The sequence below is a fragment of the Streptomyces sp. CB01201 genome, assembly GCF_002803085.1.
Classification (GTDB): domain Bacteria; phylum Actinomycetota; class Actinomycetes; order Streptomycetales; family Streptomycetaceae; genus Streptomyces; species Streptomyces hundungensis.
Map to the genome: position 1 here is coordinate 40,580 of NZ_NNBJ01000013.1, position 15,401 is coordinate 55,980.

At 74.3% G+C, this 15,401-nt stretch carries 14 protein-coding genes; 4 read left to right on the forward strand and 10 right to left on the reverse strand.

The window, feature by feature from the left end:
- Positions 1-141: 141 nt before the first annotated feature.
- The 6 genes from CG740_RS25840 to CG740_RS25865 all read right to left on the reverse strand — a co-directional run bounded on the left by CG740_RS25840 (position 142) and on the right by CG740_RS25865 (position 6,371).
- Complete coding sequence (locus tag CG740_RS25840) at positions 142-717, reverse strand: hypothetical protein (RefSeq protein WP_100577673.1); 576 nt, start codon at positions 715-717, stop codon at positions 142-144.
- 150 nt (positions 718-867) lie between these two features.
- Positions 868-1,674 carry a type III pantothenate kinase gene (locus CG740_RS25845; RefSeq protein WP_100577674.1) on the reverse strand — a complete coding sequence of 269 codons (807 nt, stop codon included), beginning with the start codon at positions 1,672-1,674 and terminating at the stop codon, positions 868-870.
- Complete coding sequence (gene nadC, locus CG740_RS25850; RefSeq protein ID WP_100577675.1) at positions 1,674-2,699, reverse strand: carboxylating nicotinate-nucleotide diphosphorylase; 1,026 nt, start codon at positions 2,697-2,699, stop codon at positions 1,674-1,676. Before nadC ends, CG740_RS25845 begins: the two co-directional genes overlap by 1 nt.
- Before the next feature lie 2 nt (positions 2,700-2,701).
- A complete protein-coding gene (locus CG740_RS25855; protein WP_100577676.1) occupies positions 2,702-4,408 on the reverse strand; it encodes an L-aspartate oxidase in 1,707 nt (568 codons plus the stop codon).
- A complete protein-coding gene (gene panC / locus CG740_RS25860) occupies positions 4,405-5,451 on the reverse strand; it encodes a pantoate--beta-alanine ligase (protein ID WP_100577677.1) in 1,047 nt (348 codons plus the stop codon). The genes CG740_RS25855 and panC overlap by 4 nt, the downstream gene beginning before the upstream one ends.
- Entirely contained in the window at positions 5,448-6,371 is a 924-nt protein-coding gene (locus tag CG740_RS25865; protein ID WP_100577678.1) for a Rossmann-like and DUF2520 domain-containing protein, read from the reverse strand. The genes panC and CG740_RS25865 overlap by 4 nt, the downstream gene beginning before the upstream one ends.
- Before the next feature lie 130 nt (positions 6,372-6,501).
- Between CG740_RS25865 and CG740_RS25870 the strand changes: the two genes are divergently transcribed.
- Positions 6,502-7,701: a threonine aldolase family protein gene (locus tag CG740_RS25870; protein ID WP_100577844.1), complete on the forward strand. Its 1,200-nt coding sequence runs from the start codon at positions 6,502-6,504 to the stop codon at positions 7,699-7,701.
- A gap of 21 nt (positions 7,702-7,722) precedes the next feature.
- Here the strand turns inward: CG740_RS25870 and CG740_RS25875 are convergent, their stop codons facing one another.
- Entirely contained in the window at positions 7,723-7,950 is a 228-nt protein-coding gene (locus tag CG740_RS25875) for a hypothetical protein (protein ID WP_100577679.1), read from the reverse strand.
- A gap of 145 nt (positions 7,951-8,095) precedes the next feature.
- Here CG740_RS25875 and CG740_RS25880 point away from each other — a divergent pair, with 145 nt between their 5' ends.
- The gene (locus CG740_RS25880; protein WP_100577680.1) at positions 8,096-9,208 is read left to right on the forward strand and encodes a DUF5937 family protein; all 1,113 of its coding nucleotides are present in this window, start codon (positions 8,096-8,098) and stop codon (positions 9,206-9,208) included.
- A gap of 74 nt (positions 9,209-9,282) precedes the next feature.
- On the opposite strand, the gene CG740_RS25885 is transcribed toward CG740_RS25880, so the two are convergent.
- Complete coding sequence (locus CG740_RS25885) at positions 9,283-9,954, reverse strand: response regulator (RefSeq protein WP_100577681.1); 672 nt, start codon at positions 9,952-9,954, stop codon at positions 9,283-9,285.
- 52 nt (positions 9,955-10,006) lie between these two features.
- Positions 10,007-11,215: a sensor histidine kinase gene (locus CG740_RS25890; protein WP_100577682.1), complete on the reverse strand. Its 1,209-nt coding sequence runs from the start codon at positions 11,213-11,215 to the stop codon at positions 10,007-10,009.
- A gap of 204 nt (positions 11,216-11,419) precedes the next feature.
- On the opposite strand from CG740_RS25890, the gene CG740_RS25895 reads away from it, so the two are divergent.
- Positions 11,420-12,319, forward strand: a complete 900-nt coding sequence (locus CG740_RS25895; RefSeq protein WP_234376503.1) for an SAM-dependent methyltransferase — start codon at positions 11,420-11,422, stop codon at positions 12,317-12,319.
- 785 nt (positions 12,320-13,104) lie between these two features.
- Positions 13,105-14,247 (forward strand): NADH-quinone oxidoreductase subunit D, encoded by a 1,143-nt coding sequence (locus tag CG740_RS25900; RefSeq protein WP_100577684.1) that lies wholly within the window; start codon positions 13,105-13,107, stop codon positions 14,245-14,247.
- A gap of 44 nt (positions 14,248-14,291) precedes the next feature.
- On the opposite strand, the gene CG740_RS25905 is transcribed toward CG740_RS25900, so the two are convergent.
- Positions 14,292-15,329: a hypothetical protein gene (locus tag CG740_RS25905; RefSeq protein WP_199846573.1), complete on the reverse strand. Its 1,038-nt coding sequence runs from the start codon at positions 15,327-15,329 to the stop codon at positions 14,292-14,294.
- Positions 15,330-15,401: the final 72 nt, after the last annotated feature.

The window sequence follows — 15,401 nt, forward strand, 5'->3', positions numbered from 1 at the left end:
CGTCACGACGAGCGCGATGAAGAAGATGGCCATCACCACGGGGGGCAGAAGCGCGGAAACGTAGTCCATACCGACAGGGTAGCGAGGGACGCCCGGCGGGTCGGGGCCGGGTGGGCCGCGACCCGCCGGGCACCCTCGGCCTCAGCCCGCTCGCCGTTCCTCGGCCGGGGGCTCGGGCCGGCGGCGCGGCGGGAAGACCTCGGAGGGCTTGGGTACGGGCCGCTCGGGCGCGGGCGCCGGTCGGGCCGGGGTGCCCGGCCGCGGCTCGGCCGACCCGTCGCCGCCGGCCGCGCCTCCGCCGACCAGGGTCAGGAGCCTGCCGCGCCGGTCGGGCGCCGCGACCGCGCGGCCGGCCAGCCGGGCCCGCACCGAACGCTCGGCGATCCGCCGGCAGCGCTCCAGGAGGGCTTCGCACACCGGGTCCGAGCGCAGCGCCCGCAGCGCGGCCAGATCGTCGGGTCCGGGCTGGTAGCCGGCCGCCAGGGCGTCCTGGAGCAGCTCGGTGTAGCCGGGCAGCGAGCCGGGGAGCGCGTCACGGTAGCGGTCGAGGTCGGCGAGCAGGAAGGCGCGCAGCCGCTCCCCCTCGCGGACGGCCTCGTCCACGGAGTCGGCCAGGCGCAGGCAGTCCCGGATGTCCTCATCCTGGACGGCGCTGGGGTGGAGGGCGATGGCGAGGGCGCGTCGGAGCACACGCAGCTCGTCCGCACCGAACGCCATGCCGCCGCGGGATCCGTATGGCGTGGGCATGCGGTGACGATACGTCCTAAAGGGACAAAATCCGTTTAACAGGCCGATGTCGGGCGCGTTGACGGGACCTGCGGGTCCCGCACGCCCGGCACCGGCCGGAGTCCTCGGGAATTCGGGGACTCAGGAGCGCGCCACGTTGCGCTCGTACACCAGGCGCAGGCCGATCAGGGTCAGCCACGGCTCGTGCTCGTCGATCTCCTCGGCCTCGCCGAGGACCGTGGGGGCCAGGCCGCCGGTCGCGATGACCGTCACGTCGTCCGGATCGCCGTCGGGGCCGACCAGTTCGCGCTTCATGCGCCGCACGACGCCGTCGACCTGGCCCGCGAACCCGTACACGATGCCGGCCTGCATCGCCTCGACGGTGTTCTTGCCGATCACCGAGCGGGGCCGGGCCACCTCGATCTTGCGGAGCTGGGCGCCCCGGATGCCGAGGGCGTCGACGGAGATCTCGATGCCGGGGGCGATGACGCCGCCGACGTACTCGCCGCGCGCGCTGACCGCGTCGAAGGTCGTGCCCGTGCCGAAGTCGACGACGATCGCGGGGCCGCCGTAGAGGTCGACGGCGGCGACCGAGTTGACGATGCGGTCGGCGCCGACCTCCTTGGGGTTGTCGGTCAGGACCGGCACGCCCGTCTTGATGCCCGGCTCCACCAGGACCGCCGGGACGTCGCCGTAGTAGCGGCGGGTCACCTCGCGCAGCTCGTGCAGGACCGAGGGGACGGTCGCGCAGATCGCGATGCCCTCGATGCCGTCGCCGAGTTCCGCGCCGAGCAGCGGGTGGGTGCCCATCAGGCCGTTGAGCAGCACGGCCAGCTCGTCCGCGGTGCGGCGGGCGTCGGTGGAGATCCGCCAGTGCTCGACGACCTCCTCGCCGTCGAACAGGCCGAGGACGGTGTGGGTGTTGCCGACGTCGATGGTGAGCAGCATCAGGCCGAGCCCTCTCGGCCGGCCTCGCGCAGGTCGAGGCCGATGTCCAGGATCGGCGAGGAGTGCGTGAGGGCGCCCACCGCCAGGTAGTCGACACCCGTCGCCGCGTACTCGGCGGCGTTCGCCAGGGTGAGGCGGCCGGAGGATTCGAGCATCGCGCGGCCCGCGACCAGGGCGACCGCCTCGGCCGTCTCGGCCGGCGTGAAGTTGTCGAGCAGGATCAGGTCGGCCCCGGCGTCCAGGACCTCGGTGACCTGGTCCAGGGTGTCGACCTCGACCTCGACGGCGAGGTCGGGGAAGCGGTCGCGCACCGCCTTGAAGGCCTCGGCCACCCCGCCGGCCGCGATCACGTGGTTGTCCTTGACCAGGGCCGCGTCCGACAGGGACATGCGGTGGTTGACGCCCCCGCCGCAGCGCACCGCGTACTTCTCCAGGGCGCGCAGGCCCGGGGTGGTCTTGCGGGTGTCGCGGACCTTGGCGCCGGTGCCTTCGAGGGCGTCCGCCCAGGCGCGGGTGGCGGTGGCGATGCCGGACAGGCGGCAGAGCAGGTTGAGCGCGCTGCGCTCGCCGGTCAGCAGGTCGCGGGTGCGGGTGGTGACGCTGAGCAGCTTCTGGCCCGCGGCCACCCGGTCGCCGTCGGCGACGTGCCGCTCGACCTCGAACTCCTCGGTGCACACGATGGACAGGATCGCCTCGGCGACCCGCAGACCCGCGACCGTGCCGGCCTCGCGGGCGGTGAAGTCGCCGGTGGCGACGGCGTCCTGGGGGACGGTGGCGGCCGATGTGACGTCGAAGCCGCCGTCCAGGTCCTCCTCGATGGCGAGGTGGGCGATGTCCTCGACCTGGACGGGGTCGAGGCCGGACTCGGCGAGCAGCGCGGCGAGCGCGGGGTCGAGCCCGCACTCGTACACCTCCTCGCCGCCGCAGCCGCAGTCGTCGCCGCAGCCGCCGCCCTGGACGGGCGCACCGATCTGGATCAGGGGGACGTCCACCGGCTGGGGACGGAGTTCCTCGGGCGTGCTCACGGTTACGGCTCCAGGGGGGTGGCTGCGACGGTCGGGGGGAAGGTGGCGCTGGTGGTGGGGCGGATGTCCAGGGACCGCCCGGGGGTGATGCGGACGACGAGGTGGCGGCGCCAGGCCGCGTCGTCGCGGTCCGGCCGGTCCTCGCGCCAGTGGCAGCCGCGGGTCTCCTCGCGGGCGGCCGCCGCGGCGACCAGGACCCGGGCGACCAGCAGCAGATTGGTGGTCTCCCACGCCTCGACGCCCGGCACGGCGGCCTTGCGCTCGTCGGCGTGGATCTCCTCCAGGCGCGCGGCCGCCTCGGCGAGGCTCGCGGCCGATCGCAGCACCCCGGCGCCGTTGGTCATGATCCGCTGGATCCGGATCCGGGCCGCCGGGTCGAGCAGCGGTACGGGACCGTCGAGCAGGTCGGCCGCAACAGCCTTGCCCTGTACGGGAGTTGGGGTGGGCCCGCCCGGGTCCGCCAGGATGTCCGCCGCGATGTTCTCGGCGAAGACCAAGCCCTCCAGAAGGGAGTTGGAGGCGAGCCGGTTGGCGCCGTGCACCCCGGTGCAGGCGACCTCGCCGCACGCGTACAGGCCCGGCACGGTGGTGCGGCCGCGCAGGTCGGTGCGGATGCCGCCGGAGGCGTAGTGCGCGGCGGGGGCGACCGGGATCGGCTCGGTCACCGGGTCGATGCCGTGCGAGCGGCAGGCGGCCAGGATCGTCGGGAAGCGCTGCTCCCACATCCCGGCGCCGAAGTGCCGGGCGTCCAGGTACATGTGCTCGGCGCCCTGTGCCTGCATCTGGCGGGTGATGGCCTTGGCGACGATGTCGCGCGGGGCGAGCTCGGCCAGCTCGTGCTGCCCGAGCATGAAACGGGTGCCGGCCGCGTCCACCAGGTGGGCGCCCTCTCCGCGCACCGCCTCGGAGACCAGCGGCTGCTGGCCCTCCGAGTCGGCGCCGAGGAAGAGGACCGTGGGGTGGAACTGGACGAATTCGAGGTCGGAGATCTCGGCACCGGCGCGCAGCGCGAGGGCCACGCCGTCGCCGGTGGACACCGACGGGTTGGTGGTCGCCGAGAACACCTGGCCCATGCCGCCGGTCGCGAGGACCACCGCGGGGGCGTGGACCGCGCCGACGCCGTCGTGCTGGCCCTCGCCCATGACGTGCAGGGTGATGCCGGCGGTGCGGCCGTGCCCGTCCTTGAGGAGGTCGAGGACCAGGGCGTTCTCGATGGTGCGCACCGCCTGGGTGCGGACCGCCTCGACGAGCGCGCGGGAGATCTCGGCGCCCGTCGCGTCGCCGCCCGCGTGCGCGATGCGCCGGCGGTGGTGGCCGCCCTCGCGGGTCAGCGAGATCGCGCCCGAGTCGTCGGTGTCGAAGTGGGCGCCGGTGGCGATCAACCGCCGTACCGCGTCCGGGCCTTCGGTGACCAGGAGGCGTACCGCGTCCTCGTCGCACAGGCCCGCGCCGGCGACCAGGGTGTCGTCCAGGTGCTGTTCGGGGGTGTCGCCCTCGCCGAGGGCGGCCGCTATGCCGCCCTGCGCCCAGCGCGTGGAGCCGTCGTCCAGGCGGGCCTTGGTGACGACGACCGTGGCCAGGCCGGCCGCGGTGCAGCGCAGCGCGGCGGTCAGACCCGCGACGCCGGAGCCGACGACCACGACGTCCGCGTCGATGGCCCAGCCCGGGGCGGGGGCGTCGAGTCGTATTCCGGTTCCGGTACTGGTCATTCCGGTGCTCCGAACGTGAGCGGGATGTTGTCGATGAGGCGGGTGGTGCCGACGCGGGCGGCGACCGCGAGGATCGCGGTGCCGTCGAAGCCCCCGGGCGCCTCCCGGCCGTGCCCTCCCGGGGGACGCTCCCCGGACCCGTCCTCGTCGGGGCGGCCGATCTCCTGGAACGTCGCCGGGTCGACGAGCGCCAAGTAGTCGACCACGACCGGCGGTTCGGCCTTCGCGGCGGCGTCGAGCACGCCTTGGGCGACGGCCTTGATGGCGGCGGGCGACGGCGCGGCCGCCGCGACCGCGTGCGCGTCGGCGGCGGCGCGGGCCTCGCCGATCGCGGTGAGCGCGTCGGCCCGGCCGGCGGCCGCGCCCCCGGCGGTGGCCCGCGCGTGCAGGGCGTGCTCGGCGGCCAGCCGGTCGCGGGCCGCGAACAGGGCGCGCGACAGGGCACGGGCCGCGGTCCGTTCGGCCGGTTCGAGGTAGCGGTTGCGGCTGGACAGGGCGAGCCCGTCGTCCTCGCGGACCGTCGGTACGCCGACGATCTCGACCGGGAAGTTCAGATCGCGCACCATGCGCCGGATCAGCGCCAGCTGCTGGGCGTCCTTCTGCCCGTACAGGGCGACGTCCGGCGCGCTGAGGTGGAGCAGCTTGGCGACGACGGTCAGCATGCCGTCGAAGTGCCCTGGCCGGGCCGCGCCTTCGAGGAGCTCGCCCATGGGGCCCGCGGTGACGCGCACCTGGGGCTCTCCGCCGGGGTAGACCTCGTCCACGGAGGGCGCGAACACGGCGTCGGCGCCGGCCCGTTCGGCGATCGCGCGGTCCGCGTCCAGGGTGCGCGGATAGCGGTCCAGGTCCTCGCCCGCGCCGAACTGGAGGGGGTTGACGAAGACGGTGACCACGACCTGCCCCTCGGGCCCGGCCAGCTCGCGCGCGGTGCGGATCAACGTGGCGTGGCCCTCGTGCAGCGCGCCCATGGTCATCACGACGGCACGGCGGCCGGTGTGCTCCAGGGCCGCGAGCTCGGCGGCCGTACGCACCAGGGCGGTCATCGTTCGTCTCCTTCGGCGAGCACCCCGAGCAGGTCCTCGGCAAGCTCGGGCTTGAGCAGGCCGTGGGCGAGCGCCCGGTCCGCGGTCGTACGGGCCATCGCGAGGTATCCGGCGACCGTGCCCGGCGCGTGCTTGCGCAGCTCGGCCACGTGGGCGGCGACCGTGCCCGCGTCGCCGCGCGCGACCGGGCCGGTCAGGGCCGCGTCGCCCGAGCGCAGGGCGTTGTCGAGAGCCGCGCCGAGCAGCGGGCCGAGCATCCGGTCGGGGTGGGCGACACCGGCCCGGCCGAGCAGCTCCATCGACTGGGCGACCAGCGTGACCAGGTGGTTCGCGCCGAGCGCGAGGGCCGCGTGGTAGAGCGGGCGGTCGCCCTCCGCGATCCACTCGGGCTCGCCGCCCATCTCGATGACCAGGGCCTCCGCGGCGAGCCGCAGCTCCTCGGGGGCGGTCACACCGAACGAGCAGCCCGCGAGCCGCTGGACGTCCACGGCCGTGCCGGTGAACGTCATCGCCGGGTGCAGGGCGAGCGGCAGCGCGCCGGCCCGCCTGGCCGGGTCGAGGACGGCCGTTCCGTACCGCCCGGAGGTGTGCACCAGGAGCTGGCCGGGGCGGATCGCGCCCGTCTCGGCGAGGCCCTCGACCAGGCCCGGCAGGGCGTCGTCGGGGACGGTCAGGAGGACGAGCTCGGCGCGCGCGAAGACCTCGGCCGGCGGCACGAGCGGCACGTCGGGCAGCAGGGCGGCGGCCCTGCGCACCGAGGCGTCGGAGACGCCGGAGACCGCGACCGGGCGGTGTCCGGCCAGCTGGAGGGCCGCGGCGAGGGCGGGGCCGACCCGGCCCGCGCCGACGACGCCCACGGCGAGGCGGGCGGGGCGGTCCGCCGGGCTGTGTTCGTGGCGGTGCTCTGATGGTGCGTTCACGCGGTGGGGCCTTCCGTTCCAGTCCGCGAGGGGTACCGGACGCCGAACCAAATCAAACGGCCCGCTCATGCTACGCCCCGGCCCCGGAAACCCCTTTGGTTGTCCACAGGGTGTGGGCGATCATCGGCCCATGCCAGACACCGAGCCGAATCCCCGCCCCGACTCCCCTTCCCCGGCCCCCGGAGCGGGGCCGGAGGAAACCCCGGAACAGGCCCAGCAGCACCGCCTGGCCGTCTTCAGGAGCGCCGGGCGGACCCTGGCGCACCACACGGTCGACCACACCATGGCGGAACGACTGACGGCCCTCCTCGCGGACGGGGCCGAGGTCTACGACCTGGACGCGTTCGCCGACATCTACGGCGACGGCCCGGTCGCCGAGCTGGAGCGGCGCACCGCCGAGGAGCTCGGCTTCCCGGCGGCCGTCTTCTTCCCCACCGGCACGATGGCTCAGCAGGTCGCGCTGCGCTGCTGGGCCGCGCGCACCGGCGACACGACGGTCGCCCTGCACCCGCTCGCCCACCCCGAGGTGCACGAGCGCCAGGCCTTCGGACAGCTCAGCGGCCTGCGCACGGTCCACCCGACCGCCGAGCCCCGGCTGCCCACCGCCGATGAGGTGCGCGACTTCGAGGAGCCCTTCGGCACCCTGATGCTGGAGCTTCCGCTGCGCGACGCGGGCTATGTGCTGCCGACCTGGGACGAGCTGGTCGCCGTGGTGGAGGCCGCCCGTGAGCGGGACGCGGTGGTGCACTTCGACGGGGCCAGGCTGTGGGAGACCACCGCCCACTTCGGCCGCCCGCTGCGGGAGATCGCGGGCCTCGCGGACAGCGTGTACGTGTCCTTCTACAAGACCCTCGGCGGCCTCTCGGGCGCGGTCCTGGTGGGCCCGGAGTCGCTGATCGCGCAGGCCCGCGCCTGGCGGCACCGCTACGGCGGCCAGCTCTTCCAGCAGTTCCCCGCCGCCCTCTCCGGCCTGCTCGGCCTGCGCCGCGAGCTGCCCGGGCTGCCGTCGTACGTGGCCCATGCCAAGGTCGTGGCGGGTGCGATCGCGGCCGGCCTGGCCGAGGCGGGCGTGCCGTGGTTCCGGGTGCACCCCGAGCCGCCGCACACCCACCAGTTCCAGGTGTGGCTGCCCTACGACGCCGAGGTGCTCAGCGCCGCGGCCCTCCGGCAGGCCGAGGCGGGCACATGCCTGTTCCGGCGCTGGTTCGCGAGCCCCTCGGGCCCGGCGGGCCTCGCCGTCACCGAGGTCACCGTCAACGCGCCGGGCCTCGCGTGGACCGCCGCGGACGTACGGGCCGCGGTGGCCGACTTCGTACGGCTGCTGCCGTAGCCCCTGCCGCCCCGCACGGCCTCACGGGCAGGCGGGCGGGCGGCGGCCGTGCCGCGGGGCGTGCAGGTGGGCCAGGGCCGCCCGCAGCCGGCCGGTGGCGAGGCGGCCCGCGAGAACCGCCTCGAAGCGGCGGTAGTCCCGTATCGCGCGCACGGTCGCCACGTCGTGGGTGCCGGGTACCGGAGGCGCGGGCTCGCCGAGGCGGGCCGCGCGGTAGCTGTCGATCATGTGCTGCTGCATCGCGTCCATGCCTCCACGGTGAGCCCGTTCGGGCGCCGCGTCGCGCCGATTGACGAGCCGCGTCAAATGGCGCCCGACCAGCGCCGTCGATTGACCGGGACCGTCAATCGACGGCCGCTGTGCCGGTGCGCCGGTGCACCATGGGCGCATGAGCGTGACCATCGACATCACGGGCCTGCCGCCCGAGCGCATCGGCTTCGCCGTCTCCCCGCTGGCGGAGCTCGGCCTGGTCCTGCACGCGCTCTCCGAGCCGGGGCACCACCCGGGCCTGCACGGCTGGGCGACGGCGACCGCGGCGGCCCTCAAGCCCGACCTGGCCGACCGGCTGCACGAGGCAGAGTTCCTGTGGCGCAACACCTTCTCCGATGTGTTCATGCCGTTCGCCGGCATACCCGGCCACGACGGCACCCCCGGCGCCACGCTCGCCGAGGACCTCGACCTGCTCGACCGGCTCACCGACGAGCGCTTCACCTCCGCCGCCCTGGAGTTCACCTGCTCCAGCCTGTACGGGGTCAAGACGCTCTCCGCGCTGCACGATCCGGCGATGCGGATGCGCGCCCTCGAGATGGCGGCCACCCGCGGACCCCACCAAGTGGACTTCACCAAGCGCCTGTTGGACGATCCCGCGTCCGTACGGGCCTGGCTGCGGCGCCTCTTGGAGGACTGCGAGCAGGCCTTCTTCGCGGACACCTGGCAGCGGGTCCGGGTCCAACTGGCCGCCGACGCACGGCACAAGGCGGAGCTGCTGCGCCGCAAGGGCCTCGACGAGGCGATCGGTGCGGTCTCGGCCGCGCTCGGCGTCGACAGGGGCGGCACCCGGATCAGCATCGACAAGCTGACCGAGGGCCGCACCACCGCCACCGACCCGGAGCCCGGCGCCGGGCTCACCTTCGTGCCCACCTCGTTCGGCTGGCCGCACCTGATGGTGCTGCACGCGCCGGGCTGGCGGCCGGTGATCCACTACCCGGTGCACGGCCCCGAACTGCCCTCGCCCGCCTCGGTGGAGACGCTCAAGCTGCGCATGGAGGCGCTGGCCCACCCGATGCGGATGCGCCTGTGCCGCAATCTGGCCCGCTCCCCGTACACCACGAGCGAGCTCGCCGACGCGCACGGGATCACCGCGCCGGAGGTCTCCCGCCATCTGGCCCTCCTGAAGAAGGCCGGGCTCATCACCACCCGGCGCCGCGGCCGGTACGTACTGCACCAGCTGGACCTCACGGTGGTGGCCCGCCTCGGCAGCGACTTCCTGGAGGGCGTGCTGCGCTGAGCCTGCGGGCGCGCTTCCCCGGTCGGCCGGGCGCCGACGGCCGGGTCAGCCCGCGCCGGGCGCCGACGGCCGGGTCAGCCCGCGCCGCCCGCCCGCACCAGGCCGGTCTCGTACGCCAGGACCACCACCTGGACCCGGTCGCGCAGCTCCAGCTTGGTCAGGATGCGGCCCACATGGGTCTTCACCGTGGCTTCCGACAGGACGAGCCGGGCCGCGATCTCGCCGTTGGACAGGCCCTGCGCGACCAGCAGCATGACCTCGCGCTCGCGCTCGGTCAGCCGCTCCAGTTGCTTGTGCTCGGGCTCCTTGCCGCTGGTCGGGAGCATCGGGGCGAACCGGTCGAGCAGCCGCCGGGTCGTCGAGGGCGCCACCACCGCGTCACCGCTGTGGACCGAGCGGATCGCGGCGAGCAGCTCGCCCGGCGGCACGTCCTTCAGCATGAAGCCGCTGGCCCCCGCCTTCAGGCCGGAGAAGGCGTACTCGTCCAGGTCGAAGGTGGTCAGGATCAGCACCTTCGGCGGATTCGGCGCCTCGCAGATGCGCCGGGTCGCCTCCACCCCGTCCAGCCTCGGCATGCGCACATCCATCAGGACCACGTCGACGGCGGTCGCGCGCAGGATGTCGATCGCCTCCGCGCCGTCGCCCGCCTCCGCGACGACCTCCATGTCCGGCTGGGCGGCGAGCACCATCCGGAAGCCGGTGCGCAGCAGCACCTGGTCGTCGACGAGCATCACGCGGATCGTCATCGTTCCCTCTCCATCACGCCGTACAAGCCGGCACACGAGCACGTACAGGACATCAGTGGGCCGGCTTGAGCGGCAGCAGGGCGCTGATGCGGAAGCCGCCGCCGGGGCGCGGCCCCGCGTCAAGCGTGCCCCCGACCATGCCGATCCGCTCCCGCATGCCGATCAGGCCGTGGCCCTGGCCGTCCGCGCCGCCGTCCTCGTACATCTCGTGGGCGGCGCCCCGGCCGTCGTCCTCGACGAGCAGGCCGAGGCCGTCGTCGAAGTACACGAGCCGCACGCTCGCCCCCGCGTCCGGCCCGCCGTGCTTGCGCGTGTTGGTGAGGGCTTCCTGCACGATGCGGTACGCCGTTAGCTCGACGCCGCTGGGCAGCGGGCGCGGGGTGCCCTCGACCTTGAAGTCGACGGTGAGACCCGCCCCGCGGACCGTCTCCACCAGGTCCTCGATCTGCTGGACGTCGGGCTGCGGGACGTACTCCCCCGCCTCCTGGTGCTCGCCGGTGCGCAGTACGCCGAGCAGCCGGCGCATCTCGGCGAGCGCCTGACGGCCCGTCATGGAGATGGTCTCCAGGGCTGTCCTCGCCTGGTCCGGCGAGGTGTCCATGACATAGGCGGCGCCGTCGGCCTGGACCACCATCACCGAGACGTTGTGCGCCACCACGTCGTGCAGCTCGCGGGCGATCCGGGCCCGCTCGGCCGCGACCGCCACCTTGGCCTGCGCCTCGCGCTCCCGCTCCAGGCGCGAGGCCCGCTCCTCCAGCTGCGCGAAGTACGCCTTGCGGGTACGCATCGAGTCGCCGAGCACCCAGGCGAGCAGGAACGGGACCGTCATGATGACAACGAAGAAGGCCGTCTGCTGCCCGCTGCTCTCCGCTCCCGCCGCCGTCCAGCGCACCTGGGCGAGGGGGGCCGCGAGCAGGCTGCCGACCAGGGCGACCCGCGAGGCCCAGCGCTCGCCCGCGGAGGCCACGGTGTAGACGAGGACCAGCATCGCGAAGTCCTGGACCTCCGGCCGGACGTTCAGGGCCAGCTGCGCCAGGCCCACGGCGATGACGAGGAGCAGCATCCGCTCGGGCATCCGGCGGCGCAGCGCCACGGCCACGCCCATCCCGAGCGAGACCAGGACCTGGAGGCTCCAGGCCGGCTCCTCCGCGTGGTGCGGCCCCGACAGGATCTGCAGGCAGGAGAACCCGAACAGGACGACGGCCCAGAAGGCGTCGACCCCGGTCGGGTTCCTGCGGATGAAGTCGTAGAGGCGCTGCACGTAACCCAGCGTAGGGAAAGCGGACAGGTGCAGGGGTCAGCCGCCGGGGCGATCCTGATCCCGGCGGCATACTCCGCAAGGTGGAGACTTGGGCGCGTGACGGATGAGACGTGTCAGCACTCCGGCGACGACAGCCGGCCGGGACCGGCGGATCCGGCGGGGCGGGGTGCGCTCCTCGGGTGGCGTGCGGCCACCGAGCGGGCGCTGTACGGGGACGGCGGGTTCTATCTCCGACCCGAGGGGCCGGCCGGGCATTTCCGCACGTCGGTGCATGCCTCGCCGCTCTTCGCGGGGGCCGTCGCCCGCCTCCTGACCGAGGTCGCGGCGGGGCTCGGCCCCGGGCCCTTCGACCTCGTGGACGTCGGTGCCGGGCGCGGGGAGCTGCTCACCGGGGTGCTCGCCGCGCTGCCCCCGGACTTTCCGGTCCGGGCGTACGCCGTCGAGCGCGCGGCCCGCCCGGCCGGGCTCGACGAGCGGATCGTCTGGCGGGATTCGGTGCCGCGGGGCGTCCGGGGGCTGCTCTTCGCGAACGAATGGCTGGACAACGTGCCGGTGGAGGTCGCGGAGGTCGACGCGGAGGGGGTTGCCCGGCTCGTCCTCGTCGGGCCCGACGGCACCGAGACCCTGGGTGCGCCGGTGTCGGGCGCGGACGCGGCGTGGCTCGCGCGGTGGTGGCCGCTGGGCGAGCCGGGGGCCCGGGCCGAGATCGGGTGGCCGCGCGACGAGGCCTGGGCGAACGCGGTCGGCTCGCTCTCGGCGGGGCTCGCGGTGGCCGTGGACTACGCGCACGTACGGGGTGCCCGGCCGCCCTTCGGAACGCTGGCCGGGTTCCGGGGCGGGCGCGAGGTGGTGCCGGTGCCGGACGGGTCCTGCGACATCACCGCGCATGTCGCCCTCGACGCGTGCGCGCTGCCCGGCGCGGAGCTGCTCCCCCAGCGCGAGGCCCTGGCCCGCCTCGGGGTCTCGGGGGCCCGGCCCCCCTTGGCCCTGGCGTCCTCGGACCCCGCGGCGTACGTCCGGGCGCTGGCGGCGGCGGGGGCGGCGGCCGAGCTCACCGCGCGGGGTGCCCTCGGCGACTTCCTCTGGCTGCTCCAGCGGGCCTAGCCCCGGTTCTGGCCCCGGGGGGGTTTGCCCACCCTCCCGCCCGTTGCCCGGGGTTGGTAGGTTCCGGGTCCCCCTGGGGCTCCGCCCCAGACCCCGATCGCGCCTGAAGGGCGCTCGTCCTCAAACGCCGGACGGGCTGAGGATGCCCGATGCGGGCCAGCACCGAGGCATTCGGGCCGCCCCCCTACGGAGACGCCGGGCTGCACTACGTGCGCGCCCCCGCCCCGACGAGCGCAACCGGAGGTGCTGGGCCGCTTAAGGGGCGCGAGGAACGGCGCGAGCAACCGACCACGGTCCGCGGACGAAGGCGGGTTTCAGGGGGCGCGAGGAACGGCGCGAACGACCTCCCACGGCCCGCGGACAAAGGCAGGTCCCAAGGGGCGCGAGGAACGGCGCGCGCAATCAGCCACGGCCCGCGGACAAAGGCAGGTCCCAAGGGGCGCGAGGAACGGCGCGAGCAACCGACCACGGCCCGCAACCGAAAACGGGTCAGGGGGCGCGAGGAACGGCGCGAACGACCTCGCACGGCCCGCGGACAAAGGCAGGTCCCAAGGGGCGCGAGGAACGGCGCGCGTAATCAGCCACGGCCCGCAACCCAAAGCGGGTCAGGGGCGCGGGGAACTGCGCGAGCGACCAGCCACTACCCGCAGACGACAACCCGGCTTCGAGGGGCGCGGGGAACTGCGCAACCAGCCGGGCACTTGAAGCGCCCTCCCCCTGCCCCCCCGGAGGGACTCGGTAGGGGTGGGGCCAGGGGCCGCGCGCCCCGGGGGATACTGGCCAGCATGACGGAGACGACGGTCGGGATCGGGGGCGGGGCGGAGAGCACCGACATGGTGCTCAACATCGGCCCCCAGCACCCCTCCACCCACGGAGTGCTACGCCTCAAGCTCGTGCTCGACGGCGAACGCATTCAACAGGCCGAGCCGGTCATCGGCTACATGCACCGCGGCGCGGAAAAGCTCTTCGAGGCCCGCGACTACCGCCAGATCGTGATGCTGGCCAACCGCCACGACTGGCTCTCCGCGTTCTCCAACGAGCTCGGCGTCGTCATGGCCGTGGAGCGGATGCTCGGCATGGAAGTGCCCGAGCGCGCCGTCTGGACCCGCACCCTGCTCGCCGAGCTGAACCGCGTCCTCAACCACCTGATGTTCCTCGGCTCGTACCCGCTGGAGCTCGGCGGCATCACCCCCGTCTTCCACGCCTTCCGCGAGCGCGAGGAACTCCAGGCCGTGATGGAGGAGGTCTCCGGCGGCCGTATGCACTACATGTTCAACCGGGTCGGCGGCCTCAAGGAGGACCTGCCGCTCGGCTGGCTCGGCCGGGTCCGGCACGCCGTCGCCTCGGTGCGCTCGCGCATGGACGTGTACGACGGCCTCGTCCTCGGCAACGAGATCTTCCGGGCCCGCACCCGGAACGTCGGCGTCCTGTCCGCCGAGGCCGTGCACGCGTACGGCGTGAGCGGCCCGATCGCCCGTGCCTCCGGCGTCGACTTCGACCTGCGGCGCGACGAGCCCTACCTGGCGTACGGGGAGCTCCAGGACACCCTGAAGGTCGTCACCCGCGCCGAGGGCGACTGCCTCGGCCGCTTCGAGTGCCTCCTGGAGCAGACCCACAACGCGCTCGACCTCGCCGACGCCTGCCTCGACAAGATGGCCGGCCTCGCGCCGGGACCGATCAACCAGCGGCTGCCCAAGGTCCTCAAGGCGCCCGAGGGCCACACCTACGCCTGGACCGAGAACCCCCTCGGCGTCAACGGCTACTACCTGGTCAGCAAGGGTGAGAAGACCCCGTACCGGCTGAAGCTGCGCTCCGCCTCGTTCAACAACATCCAGGCTCTCGCCGTGCTGCTGCCCGGAACGCTGGTCGCCGACATGGTCGCGATCCTGGGGTCGCTGTTCTTCGTCGTCGGCGACATCGACAAGTAGCGCGCCGCCCCGGCCGGTTCGGGGCGGCGGCAGCACCCCGTGTCCTACGAGATCGCGGTCCTCAGCACCGCCACGTCCAGCTGCTCGGTCTCGTCGTGGGCGGTCAGGTCGATGACCTCGCCAACCACCTTGTCGGGGCCCTGGTGGGCCCGGTTCGCGAGGACTTCCTCGCCCACCACGTCGGCGAGGTCCTCGTCCTGGACGGCCTCGATCGCGGCCGCCTTGTGATCCACGTCCGCGTCCGCGGTCGTGACCGGCTGCGCGCCACCCGTAGCGCCCGCGCCCCCCGTGCCGAAGAAGTCGAAGCTTCCCTCCGGGCGCACCGCGCGGCGCGCGAGGTAGGGGACCACCGCGGCGGCGACCGGCGCGGGAGCCGCGGGCAGTTCGGCGTGGCGGGGCTTGGCGGTGAGGGCGGCCGACGGGCGGGTGTGCTCTCCGCTGCCGAGGACCGCCGCGGGCTTCCCCTGCGGCTCCTCCGCCTCCCTGGCCTCGCGTATGCGCGAGGCCTCGGCACGCGCCTTCGCCTGCCGTTCGGCACTGAGCGAGAGGGACTCCAGGGCGCGGGCCGCCGCGAGGTAGGAGGCCGGCGTCGGCGTACTTCCCGACGCCGTAAGGGCCTTGGGCCCGGCGGACTCAAGCGCCAGCTGACGCCGGCCCTCCAGGGCGCTGGCCCGCTCGGTCTCCGCGTTGGCGTAGCGCCGCAGCAGGGCCGCGTGTTCGCCGCGCAGCCCGGCCAGCTCCATGCGCTTGGTGCGCAGCTTGGCGTCGAGGCGGCCGCGCAGCTCGCGCGACTCCTCCAACTCCGTCTCCAGCTCGGCGATCCGCTCCTCGGTGCGCCACTGGTCGGCGGCGCGCGAGCGGGTCAGCTCGGCGACCCGGCGGCCCGCCGCCCGGTCCCAGGCGCGCATGAGCACCGAGCCGGTGACACAGGCCGCCGCCGCGGCGGCGGCCAACGCTCTCAGTGCCGTTGGCTGATCGAAGAGCCAGGCGCCGCCGGCGCACAGGACGGAGACGCCTGCGACGGCCGACGGCTGAAGAAGCCGGTGCAGCGGAGGGGAATGACGGTGGCGTCCACGTGGCATGGCCTGAAATTTACCGTGCGTAGCCCGCACATGGACCCCCACCCGTCAATCTGTTCCCCTGTAGTTACTCCG

Bases quoted from the DNA above. Each gene is read 5' to 3' on its own strand.
- panC (WP_100577677.1), bottom strand. From the start codon at position 5,451: ATGACCGCCCTGGTGCGTACGGCCGCCGAGCTCGCGGCCCTGGAGCAC.
- CG740_RS25905 (WP_199846573.1), bottom strand. From the start codon at position 15,329: ATGCCACGTGGACGCCACCGTCATTCCCCTCCGCTGCACCGGCTTCTT.
- CG740_RS25875 (WP_100577679.1), bottom strand. From the start codon at position 7,950: ATGGACGCGATGCAGCAGCACATGATCGACAGCTACCGCGCGGCCCGC.
- CG740_RS25885 (WP_100577681.1), bottom strand. From the start codon at position 9,954: ATGACGATCCGCGTGATGCTCGTCGACGACCAGGTGCTGCTGCGCACC.
- CG740_RS25870 (WP_100577844.1), top strand. From the start codon at position 6,502: ATGCCAGACACCGAGCCGAATCCCCGCCCCGACTCCCCTTCCCCGGCC.
- CG740_RS25855 (WP_100577676.1), bottom strand. From the start codon at position 4,408: ATGACCAGTACCGGAACCGGAATACGACTCGACGCCCCCGCCCCGGGC.
- CG740_RS25845 (WP_100577674.1), bottom strand. From the start codon at position 1,674: ATGCTGCTCACCATCGACGTCGGCAACACCCACACCGTCCTCGGCCTG.
- CG740_RS25840 (WP_100577673.1), bottom strand. From the start codon at position 717: ATGGCGTTCGGTGCGGACGAGCTGCGTGTGCTCCGACGCGCCCTCGCC.
- CG740_RS25900 (WP_100577684.1), top strand. From the start codon at position 13,105: ATGACGGAGACGACGGTCGGGATCGGGGGCGGGGCGGAGAGCACCGAC.